The sequence below is a fragment of the Sphingopyxis sp. EG6 genome (genome assembly GCF_003609815.1).
In the GTDB taxonomy this organism is placed as follows: Bacteria; Pseudomonadota; Alphaproteobacteria; order Sphingomonadales; family Sphingomonadaceae; genus Sphingopyxis.
In genome coordinates this window covers 1,676,431-1,692,382 of record NZ_AP017603.1, presented here as the reverse complement: position 1 = coordinate 1,692,382, position 15,952 = coordinate 1,676,431, and the positions used below count along the sequence as shown (strand labels likewise).

The window sequence follows — 15,952 nt, the reverse complement described above, 5'->3', positions numbered from 1 at the left end:
GGCGTAGCTTGCAACGTGCGCCTCGCGGAGCTAGGAGCGGAATCCCCTCGGTACACCGTCCAATGGCTGATAGAAATACACGCATTTTCAATAGGATGATTTTGTTTTGATGTTCTGGAAGCGGAAAAGTAAGCCCGTTCAAGCGGCACGCGGCGGTTTTGCGATCCCCGACGGACAGCGTGTCTATGCTGTCGGCGATATCCACGGCCGCGACGACCTTTTTGCACAGCTTATCGATATGATTCGCGCCGACCACGCGGCGCGAGCTCCTGCGAGGATCACGATTATCCTGCTTGGTGACTTGATCGATCGTGGCCCGGATTCGGCTGAAGTGATCAATCGCGCGATTTCTCTGCGCGCGGAGTTTCCGGACACGCGGCTATTGATCGGTAACCATGAGGAGTGTTTTCTGGCGGCGCTTGGCGGAGACACGCGTCGCCTTCGCTATTTCATGCGGATCGGCGGTGACGCGACCGTCCGGAGCTATTGGAAAGATGATGCCAGTCTGGCCAGCGCAAGTTTTGAGGAGGTCGCCGAGCAACTCCAGCAACGGGTGCCGGCCGAGCATGTCACGTTCCTTGGAATGGGCGAAGATGTAATTGAAATCGGCGATTATGCGTTTGTCCACGCGGGTATCCGGCCAGGCGTGCCGCTCGAAAAGCAGTCATTGGCTGACCTGCGCTGGATTCGCGATGATTTTTTGGACAATCTCGGCGACCACGGCAAGATGATTGTGCATGGACACAGCATCACCAATGAACCCGATGAACAGGCAAATCGGATTGGTATCGACATCGGAGCTTTTCGCAGCGGCTCTCTCGTTGCTTTGGGCTTGGAAGGCGTTACGCGTTGGTTTCTCTTCGCTAACGAGGAAAGGGCGGAGTGCGCTGCCTAGGGCCCAAACCCGATCAGCCTCTTGAAAATCTGCGCGCCCATTGATTCAGGGAGTCTCCGCTGTAGCAGGAGGCTGTTGAGAATGTCGCGTTCGTTGTTCTGGCTGTCGGATGAAGCGTGGGCTGCGATCGAGCCGCACTTGCCAAAGAACCAGCCCGGAGCGCGGCGGGTCGATGATCGCAGGGTGATCTCGGGCATCATTCACATGCTCAAGTGCGGTGGCCGCTGGGCGGATTGCCCGCCCGAATACGGCCCTTCGACGACGGTCTATAATGGCTGGAACCGTTGGAGCCGCCGGGGCATCTGGACCCGCATCCTGGCGGCGCTGACCGAGGAAGGCTGGATCGCGGAGACCGGCCAGATCGACAGCAGCTACATCAAGGCCCACCGCTCTGCCGGTGGCGCAAAAGGGGGGCGCGGGCCAATGCCATTGGCATCTCGCGTGGCGGCAGGACAACGAAGAGCCACGCGCTCGTCGATGTCCTCGGACGGCCGCTCCGCCTCGTCCTGACGCCCGGCAACACGTCGGATGTGAAGGGCGCAGACCTGCTGATCGGCGAGACTGTCGGCATGAAGCGGGTGATCGCAGACCGGGGCTACGATGCGAACCGCATCAGGGCTGCCTTGCGTGAGCAGGGCACCATCCCGGTGATCCCCGGACGGCGCAACCGCAAGCGCCCGATCCAGTTTGACCAACGCCGCTACAAGGACCGCTGGCGGGTCGAGGCCATGTTCTGTCGCCTGAAGGACTTCCGCCGCATTGCCACCCACTACGACAAGCTCGCCAGGAACTTCCTGTCAGCCGTAAGCCTCGCTGCAGCCGTCGCCTTCTGGCTGTGATTGAGTCTGGACCCTAAGTTTGGGTTCGCTTTCTCGCTTTCGGCATATATTTTGCACTTTGTCCTTTTTGTCCCGCTTGCCACTGACAGTGGCGGCGTATAGTTGGTCCGACGCTTGCGGCGGCGGAGCGTGGCCGCCTGAAATGAGTTTTGAAACCAGATCATTCGATGAAGCATGGAATTAAATCTGCTAAAGGCCCATCGCGGCGTTCTAGCGCTCGGTTCGCTGATCTGGCACTTCCGAAGTGGGTGCCGATCCTATTTCTGATTTTTGTTTTCCTCTTGGGCGGTGGATCTCGCAGCGACATTGTCTCGTTGCCACTTTTGCGCGGCGCGGCGGTTTTGTTTGCCTTCTGGGCTGCCCTTCAAATGCAACGCGAAGATTGGCGGCGCATTCGTGTTCCGTTGGCGCTTATGCTGGCATTGCTTCTGTGGATGGCACTCCAACTCGTGCCGCTCCCGCCCGACCTTTGGCACAACATGCCCGGTCGTGGCACGATCGTTGCGATCGACGGCTTAATTGGACAGTCTGAACTTTGGCGTCCGATTTCATTGGCCCCGTCGCAGACATGGAATGCGATGTTGGGGATGTGCGTGCCGTTGGCCGCGCTGCTGCTTGCCGCGCAAACGGATCGTGATGACTATTCATCTTTGATAGTCGCGATGGTCCTTATTGCATGTGCCAGTGCTCTGTTGGGATTGGTTCAGATATTGTCGGGTCCTTCGAGTCCCGCTTACCTCTACCGCATCTCCAATAATGACTCGATCGTAGGGCTTTTTTCCAACCGCAATCATCATGCGATTTTCCTGGCCGGTACCCTCCTGCTCATTGCCGCATTGTTCCGCGATGAATTGATGCGCAAGCGCAAGCGTCCGCTCATTCGGGTGGGGCTTGTGTTGGCGGGCGTCATGCTGACGATCCTGACCATATTGATTGGGTCTCGCGGAGGTCTTGTCGCGGGGGCATTCGCTGCGTCCGTCAGCTATGCGGTCATAACCGCCTCGTGGCTTGGAACCGATGCGTCGCGCGGCCCGGATTTGTCGCGATCAAAATTCGCGCGCTGGCTTTTTTATACGCCGCCGGCTTTGTTCGCGCTTTTTGTCGGTGCCGCGCTGATGCTTTCGGATCGTACTACCGCCTTCACGCGCTTGATGACCCAGAGCGCGGGGGATGATTTGCGGGTTTTGGCCTGGCCTGCGGTCCAATCGATGATTGAAACCTATTGGCTCACCGGCAGCGGTCTTGGCTCTTTTGCGAGCGTTTACAAAATGTTCGAAGCTGACAGCCTTTTGCGGGATGCTTATTTCAATCACGCGCACAACGACTGGGCCGAAGTAATCCTTACGGGTGGACTGCCCTTCGGATTGATCTTGATTGGGACGATTATCTGGATCATGCGGTCGTCTTGGGCGCTAGGCGGTCGTAACTTGGTTAAAGGTTATCGTGGTGATCTGCGGTTACCCATTTTGACCGTTATCGCGCTGTTTGCGGCCACAAGCCTGATTGATTACCCATTGCGGGTTCCGTCCCTTCAGGCTCTGGCCGTTTTCCTGATCGTTTTTTTGTGCTGCCCAAAACCGGGCAGATCACGCTGAGATTGGTTTGCAGACAAGAGCAATATGTTTATAGCGCGCAAGCCATTATCTGACCGGATCAAAGCTTACCTCATGAATCGATTTTCGCTCTGCACCGCTATCGCGACAGTACTTCTTGCCGGGTGCGCCGGTAAACCGGCGCCCGTTTCGAGCGTACCTAATGCGCCGACAACGCTGATCTCTGAACTGCCAGTTCCAGAATCAACGGATGCCGTTCGTGCTACGCGGCTGGCCTATATCGGTCCTTTCAGCGAGTTGCGCGTTGAAGTGTTCGGCGTGCCCGAGATGCAACGCGACGTCCTTACTGATGGCGAAGGGAATTTCGGCTTTCCGTTGATCGGCACGGTCGCTGCGGCGGGTAAAACGCCCGACAAGGTCTCGGACGAGATACGTTCGCGCCTGGTAGGTCGCTATGTTCGCGATCCCCATGTGACGGTGAATTTTAAGTCGTCCGTTAGCCCCCTTGCGACTCAGGCGATGCTCGTGACGGTTGACGGCCAGGTCGCCAATGCGGGAGCCTATCCGGTGGTCGGACGGGTCACGTTGATGCGGGCGGTCGCGTTGGCCGGCGGTCCCACCGAGTTCGCTAAACTCGAAGATGTGGTCGTAATGCGGGATGTGGGCGCGAAGAGCTATGTGGGCATCTACAATCTCGAAGCCATTCGACGCGGCAACTATGCCGATCCGGAGATTTTCCCGAACGATGTTGTCATCGTTGGCGATTCGCCGGCTCGCCGTCAATTCAAGGAACTATTGCAGATTGTGCCTACGCTCCTTTCGCCTGTCATCCTGTTGGCGGACCGTTTTCGCAAATGACGCCGCTTACCTTACATCCTGAACAGGAATTGATCGCGAAATGAACCAGTTGACTAACTATCTTGGTGATCCTGCATTCACTCACTATGCAGACACCCCGCTGGCCGACGATAGCCGAGCGGAATCGGGTCTATCGGTTCTGGAGCGTATTTGGGCAGCGATTCTGAATCATCGCAATCTTGCTCTTGGCGTGGTTGCGGGTGTTTTCCTTCTGGGTCTGCTCGCAACATTTCTCGCGACGCCGCAGTACACATCGACGACTCGCCTTGAGATTTTGCCGGATGCGCCTGTCGCCACGTCGGTCGAGGGGCAGCGCGACAAAGCGCTCATCAATGAGCTTTCCTTCTATAACACGCAATATTCGCTGTTGCGGTCGGAAGCGTTGGCAGAGCGCGTCGTGCGTGCAGGAAACTTGACGGTCGACAAGGATTTTCTGAGCGCGTTCGAGTTGGATGGCGCTGCCGATGCATCGATGACGAGCGTTCAGCGACAAGGCCTGGCAAAGAAAGCGGCAGAGATACTGCTTGATCGCTTGTCGGTGTTGCCGGTACGCAATTCCAGTCTCGTGGACGTAAGCTTTGCAACGCCTTCACCAAATCTATCGTCCAAGCTGGCAAATCTTTGGGCGCAGCAGTTCTTGCAGGCTAGCATCGATCGCCGGTTCGCGGCGACAACCGACGCGCGCCAGTATTTGGAGAGTCGGCTGGACACTTTACGTCAGAATCTGGAGACGTCTGAGCGGGCGTTGATCAACTATGGGATGACGAAGGGTATCGTGACGATCTCGTCGCAGCGAGATATCAATGGGCGAACTCAGTCCGAAACATTGGTTGGTGCCGACATTGCCGAGGTCGGTAAGGCTCTTACGAAAGCGCGTGAGCTGCGGATTGCCGCGGAGGCAGAAATCGCGAACACTCTTACCGGGAGCGCGGCTGTTGTTGCGCCTACGATCGGCAGACTGCGTGAACGACGCGCGGAGCTGGAGACCGAGTTGACCAAATTGCGGACGACCTTTGCCGAGGATTACCCTGCGGTCGTTTCGCTTCGCGGCCAGATACAGACACTCGACCGCAGCATTGCGAGCGAAGTGTCGCGATCGACCCAGGGGAACCGTGAAGCTTATAATGCCGCGGTGAGGCGCGAGCGCGACATGCAGGTTGAACTCGATCGCTTGACTGCAAAATATAATGTGCAGCAGCGTGAATCGATCGAAATGGCGATTTTGCAGCGCGAGGTTGATTCCAACCGACAAATCTATGACGGTTTGCTTCAGCGGTACAAGGAGATCGGGGTTGCAGGTGTCGGAACCAACAATATCGCGGTGGTAGATATCGCGAAGGCGGCGGAACGACCGTCGAGTCCACGGCTGCTCTTGAACGTGGCCCTGTCGCTGATCGCCGGTATCAGCCTAGCCGCGGGACTGATCTTCCTTTTGGAAAAGATGGACAGCTCTATCCGCGACCCGCAAGACGTGGCGAAGCGCTTCAACCTGCCTCTTCTGGGCGCTATCCCAGAAACGGAACAGGCGGTTGCACAGGATATTCTCGATAAGAAATCGACGATATACGAAGCCTATTTCTCGGTAATGACCAACCTCAGCTTCCTAACCGAACATGGTGCGCCGCGTTCGCTGATGCTGACGTCGTCACGACCGAAAGAGGGCAAGAGTAGTTCGTCCTTGTCGCTCGCCTCGGTGCTGGTTGCGACCGGGAAATCGGTAATTCTGGTCGATGCGGATCTCCGGAACCCTTCGTTGAATCGTTATCTCGAAATGCCGAACAAGAGCGGACTCAGTCACTATCTGTCGGGCGACGACAATTTGAACGACATGATTGCGACCCTTCCGAACTTCGGCTTTTCTTTGATGACGGCCGGCAAGACACCGCCAAATGCCGCCGAATTGCTCGGTAGCGATCGTCTTTCCTTGCTGATCGAGACGCTTCTAACGCGCTATGATCATGTACTGATCGACTCGGCTCCGCTTCTGGGTCTGGCTGATGCCCCCCTAATCGCACGCCGCGTCGAAGGGGTGTTGTTCACAATTGAAGCCAATTCGACAAAAAATCGTATCATTGCGACATCCCTGATGCGGTTGAGAATGTCGGGGGCCAGACTGTTTGGTGCGATCGTTACCAAGGTTAACACCAAGAACCATGGCTATGGCTATGGCTATGGCTATGGCTATGGTTTCAGCTATGGGCAGGATGAAGTCAAAAAATAGCTGGGCGTCGACTGGATAGTATCGGAACTGGATTGTGACTGTCTTTCGGGCACTGGGATGGCTGATGGCATTGGCATTGGGGATCGGTGTCGGCTTGTCGAGCTACGCGGTCTCTAATGAAACCCGTGCCCCCAGGAGGACGCTGGCGGTGGGCGTGCCGCCGAGCGCCGTTGCGAGCGGCAACCTTGCGCTTCAATCTCTGGGCGCGCGCCGCGCACGAGTAGGAAGCGCAACGGTCAACGCACGCGAAATCAGAATGGCAAGGCGGGCCTATCGATCCGAACCCCTTGCCGCATCGGCGGTGGCGCTCCAGGCGCTTTCGCTGACCCGAAATGCGGATTCCGAGAGGGCGCAGGCGCTGCTAGAACTCGCGGGAAAGCTCTCGCGTCGTAGCGTCTTGGTCAATATGAGTCTGGTCGAAGCCGCGGCAAAGCGCGATGATCGGCGCGCATTTTTCGCCTGGCTCTCGCGGGCGATGCTGACCAATAGTGAAGCTTCGCAAGCCTACGGCGCCGCGATGGCGACCGCTACTGCGCAGGATGGTGCTGTAGAGGCGTTGACCGATGTTCTCGGCCCGAAACCGCGCTGGGCCGATGTTTACTGGGAGTTGGTCATTCGTCGCCCTGAGAGCCTGGGCAATGCAGCAAGAATCCGGATCGCACTGGCACAGAAGCGCTGGCGCCAGACGGAAGTCCAACCGACTGACGAAGCCTTGGTGTTGGGGTTGGCGGGCATCGGCAAGTTCAATGAAGCCCGACAGTTGGCGAAAGCCCTGCGGCCGGCGGAAAGAGAAAAAGGCAATCTGCTTGTCAATGGCAGCTTTGCAGGAGATGCAGCTCTCGCCCCGTTCGACTGGCGTTTGGCGGCGCTCGGCAATCTCGGCGCGTCGATCGACGTGCGCAACGGGCAGTTGGTGGTTTCGGCAGTTGGCGGAGCTAACGGTTCGGCGGCGCAGCAACTCGTGCAACTTGTACCTGGCAAATATCGGCTCGCTTGGACGATGTCGAGCAATGCGCCGATGTCCGCCGATGCAATGAAGGTTCGCATTTTTTGCGCTGAACCTGATGTGGAGTCGCCGATCGGGATTTTGACCCCGCTGCTTGCTGGCAAACGTAGCAAGAATATTCAGATCGCCGACAGGGGGTGTCGCTGGCATTGGGTTTCGATTGACGTCGCCCTGCCAGACGATGCTTTGGGCATCGACGCTATGATTTCGGACCTCTCGCTCGCGCCGGTCTCCTGACGGGTTCGTTGATCTTCGGCCGTTCCCTAGTCTAGCGTCGGTCTTCGGTCTCCTCCTGCGCCTCACGATCTCGGCAAATACCCTTGATGCTGGGGCTGATATTCAACTTCCGCGCAATGGTCGACGACTGACGGTCCGAAGGAACCGCGATCTGCCGGATCGATTGTTCGTATTCGTGCAAACGGAAATCGAATGGCGTTATTCTATCGCTAACTGGCGATAGGCCGTAAGCGTGGTCAGGAAACCGCCATCGATTAGCTGTCGCGGGATTTAGCGTCGGCGTAGGCGGCTTTTCCCTGCGCCCTTCGCTTGGCGAGCTTTGCCATGCGTGCGCTGATCTCGTCGGGGCTGATATCGGCGGGGTCGAAGGGTCGGCCATACCATTCGATCATGGATTTGCGTTCGGGATGACGCGGCTTGGACATGGCCTCAAGGAACTCTTCGAACCCTGGTGTGCCACCGACATCTTCGGGCGGGGCTCGCCGTTCGCCATCGACGAAGCGGGGGTAATTGGTGCCGGGAATGGTGGATGAGATCTCTTCGATCTCGATACGATGTCGCCAGTTGTCCCCGAAATCATAGGTGTAGGTGAAGCTGGTGATGCCGCGCTCGGCGAGCTTGCTGATGCGCATATTGGCAGCGTCACGGGTACGGACCATGAAAGCATCGTCATCATCGAAGCGGATGCCATAGGCGGCATCGCCAATGTCGAACTGGAACAGATGGTAGTTCTCGAAGAGCATGCAGGCCTGGATCGCGAGGTGCAGGGTCTTGAGGCTGTTGGTGACGGGAAGTTCGACACGGCGCCAGATGGCGGGCTTCATGTCTTCGAGCGTTATGCGAATCCGGGCGATCTGATCGGTCATGCCGCCATGCATACGGGTGCGGTCTGTGCTGTCCAGTTCCACGGCATGAGCTCGTCCCAGCGGGAGGCGGGCCAGCCTGAGGCGATCTTCTCGATGACATCGGCAATATAGGCCTGCGGCTCGACGCCATTGAGCTTGGCCGTCTCGATGACGGAGTAGATGGCGGCGGCGCGTTCGCCGCCGGCCTTCGATCCGGCGAACAGCCAGTTCTTGCGCCCGATCGCGATCGCTCGGATGGCGCGCTCGGCGATATTGTTGTCGATCTCCGCCATGCCCTCGTCGATGTAGCGGGTCAGCGCGTCCCAGCGCTTGCGACCATAGGCGAGCGCCTTTGCCATCGCCGACTTGGGCGATAGGCGGCGCAGGGCGTCGTCGATCACGCCACGAAGCGCGTCGATCTTTGGCATTGCTTGCTCTTGCCGGTGTCGGCGCCGGACATCAGGCGGCTGGCCGCGGACGTCCTCTTCGATCCGGTAGAGCCCGGCGATGCGATCGAGCAGGTCGGTGGTTAGCGGCGTCGGGCTCGTCTGGTGGCACTCGAAGATCTTGCGGCGGAAGTGCGCCCAGCAGGCGACCTCCTGGATGCCGTTGCCCTGGTAGAGCTTGTCATATCCGGCATAACCGTCGGCCTGAAGAAGGCCGGTGAACGACCCCAGCTCGCTCTGCGGATGGATGCCGCTGCGATCGGGGGTGAACCGATACCAGGCGAGCGCCGGGGTGGCGGCGCCCGATGCGCGGTCATCGACGACATAGGCCCAGAGCCGCGCCTGCGCGGTGCGGCCCTTGCCGGGCACGAGCATCGGCACCGGCGTGTCGTCGGTGTGGAGCTTGGCGGCCTTCAGTCCTTCCTCGCGGATGCGGCTCACGATGGGATCGAGCAGATGCGCGGCCTGGCCCGCCCAGCCGGCGAGGGTTGAACGATCGATGTCGATGCCCTGCGCCGCCATCATCTCTGCCTGGCGATAGAGGGGGAGATGGTGATCGAACTTGTGGACGACGACATGGGCGAGCGTCGCGAAGCTGGCCTTGCCACGCGCTATGGCCTTCACCGGCGCCGGTGCCTGGACAATCCTGTCGCAGGCGCGGCAGCTATACTTGGGCCGCACGGTGCGGATGACGCGCCACTGGACCGGGGCAATATCGAGCTGCTCATCACTGTCGTCGCCAAGCGGGCGCAGCGCGCCGCCGCAATCGGGACAGGTGCAGCTGCCGGCCTCGGGCTCGATCCGCCGTTCCGCGCGCGGCAGATGATCGGGCAATGCGCGCACCGGCGATACCCGTTCGGCGGGTGCCCGCTCACTCGTTCGGCTGTCGGCGACCTCAGCCTCGCCTTCGAGTTCTTCGAGGGCCAGCTCGAGCTGCTCGATCTGGAGCGCGAGCTTCTCCGAGGACTGGCCGAAGGTCATGCGGCGAAGCTGCGCGAGCTGGTGGCGGAGGGTGTCGATCAGCGTATCGCGCGCCGCCAAAGCGGCTTCGAGCTCGGCGATCCGGGCGTCCTTGTCGATGCTGGAAGAGGCTGGTTCCGACACGCGGAACATCTAGCAAAAGTGGCTCCGCGATGCCAGTAAAACCCTCACTAATCCGCCACTTTTTACCCTGCGAGCAAGGGCGCCGCGGTGCGTTCGGGACGCCGCCAGTCAATGCCTTCGAGCAGCATCGAAAGCTGCGCCGCGGTGAGGCTGACCTTGCCCGCCTTGGTGATCGGCCAGACGAACCGGCCACGGTCCATGCGCTTCGAGAAGAGGCACAGGCCCTGGCCATCATACCAGAGCAGCTTGACCAGATCGCCGCGCTTGCCGCGGAACGCGAACAGCGCGCCCGAGTGCGGACTCTTCTCCAGCACCTGCTGCACTAGCACCGCGAGGCCGTCGAACCCCTTGCGCATATCGGTGGCGCCGCAGGCCAGATATATCCGTGTCGTCGGCGGTAACGGGATCATCGGGCAAGGACGGACATCACCCGTGCCAGCGCATCGGCATCGACCGCCGCGTCGACGGTGAGCCGCACGCCTGACGGCAGCTCGATCCCGATCTGGCCGCTGCCTGCCGTTGCCGGGGCCGGAACGGACACCTCCACCTCGGCGAACGAGGGTGCCGGCGTGCGCTTCGCTCCCGTCAGATCGCCAGCCAGGGCCTGTCGGCGCCACGTATAGAGCAGCCCGCTGCCGACCGCGTGCCGCTGGCATGTCGCCGAGACCGAGCCGTCGGGGCCAAATGCCTCGCGCAGGATCGACAGCTTCTGATCCACCGACCAACGGCGACGGCCGCCAACGACCGCGATCCGACTGCTCATACGATCACTCATATGACCAGTCACAAGAGCACTCGCTCCCGCCGCTCCGATATCCTCGCTCATCACCGCTCCTCGCAAAGAGCGGCTATCAGCACCCCGGAACGCCGTCCCGCAAGGCGGCCTTCACACCACGGTTACGATAGGCCTACGTAGCAGCATCCGCGTGATGTGTTGCACTTCTCAGGCGACAGCGCTTGGCGATGGAAAAAATCGCTGATAGCAAGCCGATGAATGAGAGTTACGACCGCCAAATAGCGTTGCAATAAGCGCTGCGGATTTTTCGCAAGTCACCTCGTTTCGTTCCCGACCGTAATGATGCCACACAAGCTGTCCAAAGACCAGACGCGGCCCAACTGGGAGCCCGTTGCTGAATTATGTGCTGGGCCGGGAAAGGATTGCGAATCAGTCCTTCCTTCCATAGGGGGGGCTCTCCAATCGAAAGGTCTCGATGACTCTCCTCATGCAAAATTTTCTCGATGGCGTTGCGGCAAAGCGTCTGCGCGTCGGCATCCTTGGTCTTGGGTACGTTGGCATTCCGCTAGCGAAAAGAATTTCGGCGGTAGGCTTGTCCGTGCTGGGTTTCGACATCCTGCCAGAGCGGGTCGATGAACTGAACGCAGGTATCAGCCCGATCAAGCATTTCAGCGACGAAGACATCGCTCAGATGCTTGCTGCGGGGTTTGAAGCGACGACTGACTTCAGTCGATCGGCCGAGTGCGACGCGCTGATTATCTGTGTTCCGACGCCGCTCAACCTTTATCGAGAGCCGGACCTCAGCTTCGTCACTTCGACGATGGAGAATCTGCTGCCTTATTTTCGCCAAGGGCAGTTATTGTCGCTTGAAAGTACGACTTGGCCCGGTACTACCGAAGAAGTATTGCTGCCGTACATCGGAAAAGCTGGGTTCAGCGTTGGTGAGGATTTCTTCCTTGTCTATTCCCCCGAACGCGAGGATCCTGGCAACGCCTCCTTTGATACGCAGACGATTCCCAAGGTTATAGGCGGCCATACCCCGACCTGTCTCGAGTTAGGCATGGCGCTGTACGCCGCATTCATCGACCGTGTCGTACCCGTGAGTTCGACGAAGGTAGCTGAGATGGTCAAGCTGCTCGAAAACATTCATCGTTCGGTGAATATTGGTCTCGTCAATGAGATGAAGGTTGTGGCCGACAAGATGGGCCTGAATATTTTCGAGGTCATTGATGCCGCAGCAACCAAACCATTTGGTTTCACCCCCTACTATCCCGGGCCAGGGATAGGTGGGCATTGCATCCCGATCGACCCCTTCTACTTGACTTGGAAGGCGCGCGAGTTCGGACTGCATACGCGTTTTATCGAACTCGCTGGCGAAGTGAATGCCGCGATGCCACAATATGTCGTGGACAAGACCATCGGTGCGCTGAACACACACGGGAAGGCCGTGAAAGGCGCTAAGATTCTCGCGCTGGGTATCGCCTACAAGCGCGACGTTGATGATATGCGTGAAAGCCCCTCGGTGTTCATTATGGAATTGCTGCGCGACCTAGGTGCGGACGTAGCATATAGCGATTCGAATCTTCCGCATTTCCCAGAGATGCGGGAACATGTTTTCGATCTATCGTCGATGGCGCTGACCGCGGAAAATATTCGCGCGCAGGATGCAGTACTGTTGCTAACCGACCACAGTGATGTCGACTATGATTTCGTCGCGCGTGAAGCGCGTCTGGTGATCGATACGCGCGGAAAGCTCGACTTTTCCCTGCCGAATGTCGTGCGTGCATGAGGGAGCTTCGTATCGCCCACGTTGGTTGCGGCTATTGGGGCAAGAATCTCGCGCGCAATTTCGCCGAGCTTGGCGCTCTGGATGCGATCGTCGATGATCATCGCGAGACCGCCGAGCGAATCGCAGGGGCGACGGGCGCGCGGATCGCGACGCTCGACGAAGTGCTCGCCGATTCGGCGATCGACGGCCTGTCGTTCGCTACGCCCGCCGAAACACATGCGGCGCTCGCGCTCCGCGCGCTGGAAAGCGGCAAGCACGTCTATGTGGAAAAGCCGGTCGCCCTCTCGCTGGACGACGCCCAAAAGCTGATCGACGTCGCGGCGCGGCATGACCGGCGACTGATGGTCGGGCATCTGCTGCAATATCATCCGATCTTTCGAAAGATGCGCGAAATGGTGCGTTCGGGCGCCATCGGCGACCTCAGCTATGTCTATTCGAACCGCATGTCGCTGGGCAAATTCCGGACTGAAGAAAATGTCCTCTGGTCTTTTGCCCCGCATGACGTGTCGATGATCCTGTCGCTCGTCGATGCCGAATGCACCGGCGTGACGGCGCAGGGCGCGGCGATCGTGACCCCAGGTATCGAAGATTGGGCGCTGCTTCAGCTCCGTTTTGCCAACGGGCTCAAAGGCCATATCCAGACAAGCTGGTTGCATCCGTTCAAGGAACAGCGCCTCGTCGCCATCGGCAGCGAAGGGATGTTGGTGTTCGAGGATTCGGCGTCCGACTGGGATAGCAAGCTGCGGCTCTATCGCCACTTTATTGATCGCGATGGCGCCGTGCCGACGCCGCATCCGGCCGCAGCCGAGGCGATCATCGTAGAAAAATCAGAGCCGCTTCGCAACGAGTGCCAGCATTTCCTCGATAGCATCGCGAACGGGACGCCGCCGCTGACCGATGGGGTCGAGGGCCTTGCGGTGCTGAACGTATTGCGCCGCGCCTCCGATGCGCTGACTTCTGCATCGTAGAAAAGGCCGACCATGACGATCCATCCCAAAGCCGCCATACACGAGAGCGCCTTCGTCGACGAAAACGTCTCGGTCGGCGAGGGCACGCGCATCTGGCATTTCGTCCATGTGCTACCGTATACCAAGATCGGCGCGCGCTGTTCGCTGGGCCAGAATGTGATGGCCGGACCGCACGTCACGATCGGCGACAATTGCAAGATCCAGAATAATGTCGCGCTCTACAAGGGAGTTACGCTGGCCGACGACGTGTTCTGCGGGCCGTCTTGCGTATTTACTAACGTGCTGACCCCGCGCGCTTTTGTGGAGCGCAAAGACGAGTTTCGCAACACCCCGGTGGGAAAGGGGGCGACGATCGGCGCCAATGCCACCATTGTCTGCGGAAACCGGCTAGGGGAATATTGTATGGTTGCTGCTGGCGCGGTGGTCACACACGACGTGCCACCTTTCGCGCTGGTCGCAGGTGTTCCGGCACGTCGCATCGGCTGGGTGTCGCGCACGGGCGAGCGCCTCGACGAGACGCTGGTGTGCCCGCGTACGGGCGAGAAATATGAAGAAATCGATGGCGCGCTGCGCCTCGTTGAAGGTTGAACTATCATGACGATCGAATTTATCGACCTCAAAGCGCAGCAGGCGCGGATCAAGGACAAGCTCGACGTACGTATCCAAGCTGTGCTTGCGGGCGGCGCCTATATCATGGGTCCCGAAGTGCGCGAACTGGAAGGCAAGCTGGCGGAATTTTGTGGTGCGAAGCACGCGCTGACCTGCGCCAATGGTACTGATGCTCTGCATCTGGCGCTGATGGCGCTTGGCGCGAAGGCAGGCGACGCGATCTTCTGTCCTTCCTTCACCTTCGCGGCAACGGCGGAAATCGTCCCGCACGTCGGCGCGACGCCGGTGTTCGTCGATGTCGATGGCCGGACTTTCAATATGTGCGTGAAAAGTCTGAAGCGCGCGATCGTCCATGCCAAGGAGCTGGGTTTGCGTCCGGCGGGCATCATCCCGGTGGACCTGTTCGGCCTTCCTGCTGACTATGAGCCGATCGAGACGATCGCCCGCGAAAACGGCATGTGGATCATCGCCGACAGCGCGCAGGGTTTCGGCGCGACTTACAAGGATCGCACGACGGGTAGCATCGGCGACATCGCCACGACGTCCTTCTTCCCGGCGAAGCCCCTCGGCTGTTACGGCGACGGCGGCGCGGTGTTCACGAGCAACGACGAGCTGGCGGCGTTGATCGGATCGTTTCGTGTCCACGGCAAGGGCAGCGACAAATATGACAATGTCCGCATCGGCGTGAACAGCCGTCTCGATACGCTGCAAGCCGCGATCCTTCTCGAAAAGCTGGCGATCTACGCCGACGAGCTCGACGCACGGCAGGTGGTGGCGCGCCGCTATTCGGCTTTGCTTTCCGGGCGGTTCCAAGTTCCGTACATCCCTAACGAGATGCGGTCGGTCTGGGCGCAATATACGCTTCGCGCCGCGTCGACCGAACAGCGCGATGCTGCGATGTCGGCGCTGAAGGCGCAGAATATTCCTAGCGTCGTCTACTATCCGATGCCGCTTCATCAGCAAGGCGCTTACAAGAACTATCCGGCCGATCCCGCCGGTTTGTCGACCTGTACCGATCTTGCGAAAACGGTGTTCAGCCTGCCGATGCACCCCTATCTGACGGCGGAACAGCAGGAGTTGGTGTGTGCTGCCATCGCAAAGGCCGGTTGTTAGGGATGATCCAGTTCGGTACCCCTCCGCTCGCCTATTATGACGGCATCCTGATGCGTGCCAATCCGACGCTGCATCGCGAAGCCTTCGACCTGTTGCGCACTCGAATCCCTCCTAGCGCGAAAGTCGTCGATGTCGGATCTGGGCAAGGCGCCTTCGCCGCTCGCCTCCGCGACGCGGGTTATCACGTAACCTCCATCGATAAGAACCATGATGACTTCCGGGCAAAGGATATTGATTTCGTCTGTGTTGATTTTGACAGTGCAAGTGACATCGAGGCGTTTCGGACGGAGCACGAAGCCCGCTACGATGTAGCTATTGGGATGGAAGTCATAGAGCATGTCGAAAATCCATGGGAATACACCAGGTTTCTTCTGTCACTCGTGAAACCCGGCGGTGTCGTCATGATCACGACACCCAATGCTGAATCTGTACAGTCACGAGTCGAATTTCTTTTCACGGGCTTTTTTGCGCATTTCCAAAAGGGGGATTATGAAGGGTCCGGTCATATCAACCCGTTGACGTTCCACGAGCTTTTCCTGATTAGCAAAGGTGCGGGTGCCGAAATACTGGATGCACAGTCGGTCTGCCCGCTTCCGTGGATCATTGTTTCGAAACGTCTATCGACAACGCTAGGGTCGATACTGGGATCGCTGTTTCGTCCGTTCGCAGGTGGGAAAGCAAAAGGCGACATCATTTGCCTCATACTGAAAAAGCCATATTAAAATAGTAACAT

The 15,952-nt window shown here is 59.0% G+C and carries 15 protein-coding genes; 11 read left to right on the top strand and 4 right to left on the bottom strand.

Annotated elements, in window-relative coordinates; translation table 11 throughout:
• Positions 1-109: 109 nt before the first annotated feature.
• From SPYCW_RS08310 to SPYCW_RS08285, 6 genes are all read left to right on the top strand, one after another.
• On the top strand, positions 110-895 hold the full coding sequence (locus SPYCW_RS08310) for a metallophosphoesterase (RefSeq protein ID WP_120216394.1): 786 nt from the start codon (positions 110-112) through the stop codon (positions 893-895).
• 81 nt (positions 896-976) lie between these two features.
• A protein-coding gene (locus tag SPYCW_RS08305) for an IS5 family transposase (protein ID WP_120216393.1) occupies positions 977-1,734 on the top strand; the annotation gives its coding sequence in 2 pieces (ribosomal slippage) (positions 977-1,310 and positions 1,310-1,734; 759 coding nt in all).
• Between the two features lie 167 nt (positions 1,735-1,901).
• Positions 1,902-3,329 carry an O-antigen ligase family protein gene (locus SPYCW_RS08300; RefSeq protein ID WP_120216392.1) on the top strand — a complete coding sequence of 476 codons (1,428 nt, stop codon included), beginning with the start codon at positions 1,902-1,904 and terminating at the stop codon, positions 3,327-3,329.
• Positions 3,330-3,401: 72 nt separating this feature from the next.
• Positions 3,402-4,145, top strand: coding sequence for a polysaccharide biosynthesis/export family protein (locus tag SPYCW_RS08295; protein WP_120216391.1), 744 nt, complete (start codon positions 3,402-3,404; stop codon positions 4,143-4,145).
• Positions 4,146-4,185: 40 nt separating this feature from the next.
• Positions 4,186-6,366, top strand: a complete 2,181-nt coding sequence (locus tag SPYCW_RS08290; protein ID WP_120216390.1) for a GumC family protein — start codon at positions 4,186-4,188, stop codon at positions 6,364-6,366.
• A gap of 64 nt (positions 6,367-6,430) precedes the next feature.
• Positions 6,431-7,609, top strand: a complete 1,179-nt coding sequence (locus tag SPYCW_RS08285) for a hypothetical protein (protein WP_145985956.1) — start codon at positions 6,431-6,433, stop codon at positions 7,607-7,609.
• 254 nt (positions 7,610-7,863) lie between these two features.
• On the opposite strand, the gene SPYCW_RS08280 is transcribed toward SPYCW_RS08285, so the two are convergent.
• From SPYCW_RS08280 to tnpA, 4 genes are read right to left on the bottom strand one after another with little or no spacing between them, the layout of a single operon-like run.
• Positions 7,864-8,475, bottom strand: a complete 612-nt coding sequence (locus SPYCW_RS08280) for a plasmid pRiA4b ORF-3 family protein (protein WP_120218190.1) — start codon at positions 8,473-8,475, stop codon at positions 7,864-7,866.
• The gene (gene tnpC, locus SPYCW_RS08275; protein ID WP_120216388.1) at positions 8,472-10,013 is read right to left on the bottom strand and encodes an IS66 family transposase; all 1,542 of its coding nucleotides are present in this window, start codon (positions 10,011-10,013) and stop codon (positions 8,472-8,474) included. The genes SPYCW_RS08280 and tnpC overlap by 4 nt, the downstream gene beginning before the upstream one ends.
• Before the next feature lie 53 nt (positions 10,014-10,066).
• Entirely contained in the window at positions 10,067-10,414 is a 348-nt protein-coding gene (gene tnpB / locus SPYCW_RS08270; RefSeq protein WP_006963110.1) for an IS66 family insertion sequence element accessory protein TnpB, read from the bottom strand.
• Positions 10,411-10,767: an IS66-like element accessory protein TnpA gene (tnpA, locus tag SPYCW_RS08265; protein ID WP_052182212.1), complete on the bottom strand. Its 357-nt coding sequence runs from the start codon at positions 10,765-10,767 to the stop codon at positions 10,411-10,413. The genes tnpB and tnpA overlap by 4 nt, the downstream gene beginning before the upstream one ends.
• A 448-nt stretch (positions 10,768-11,215) precedes the next feature.
• Here tnpA and SPYCW_RS08260 point away from each other — a divergent pair, with 448 nt between their 5' ends.
• Genes SPYCW_RS08260 through SPYCW_RS08245 form a run of 5 tightly spaced genes read left to right on the top strand, consistent with a single transcriptional unit; the run spans position 11,216 to position 15,941 of the window.
• A complete protein-coding gene (locus SPYCW_RS08260) occupies positions 11,216-12,529 on the top strand; it encodes a nucleotide sugar dehydrogenase (protein WP_172595455.1) in 1,314 nt (437 codons plus the stop codon).
• Positions 12,526-13,497: a Gfo/Idh/MocA family protein gene (locus SPYCW_RS19140; protein WP_197715672.1), complete on the top strand. Its 972-nt coding sequence runs from the start codon at positions 12,526-12,528 to the stop codon at positions 13,495-13,497. The genes SPYCW_RS08260 and SPYCW_RS19140 overlap by 4 nt, the downstream gene beginning before the upstream one ends.
• 12 nt (positions 13,498-13,509) lie before the next feature.
• Positions 13,510-14,085, top strand: a complete 576-nt coding sequence (locus SPYCW_RS19135; protein ID WP_197715671.1) for an acyltransferase — start codon at positions 13,510-13,512, stop codon at positions 14,083-14,085.
• 6 nt (positions 14,086-14,091) lie between these two features.
• Entirely contained in the window at positions 14,092-15,219 is a 1,128-nt protein-coding gene (locus SPYCW_RS08250) for a DegT/DnrJ/EryC1/StrS family aminotransferase (protein WP_120216386.1), read from the top strand.
• 2 nt (positions 15,220-15,221) lie between these two features.
• Complete coding sequence (locus SPYCW_RS08245; protein WP_120216385.1) at positions 15,222-15,941, top strand: class I SAM-dependent methyltransferase; 720 nt, start codon at positions 15,222-15,224, stop codon at positions 15,939-15,941.
• The last annotated feature ends 11 nt before the right edge of the window (positions 15,942-15,952 follow it).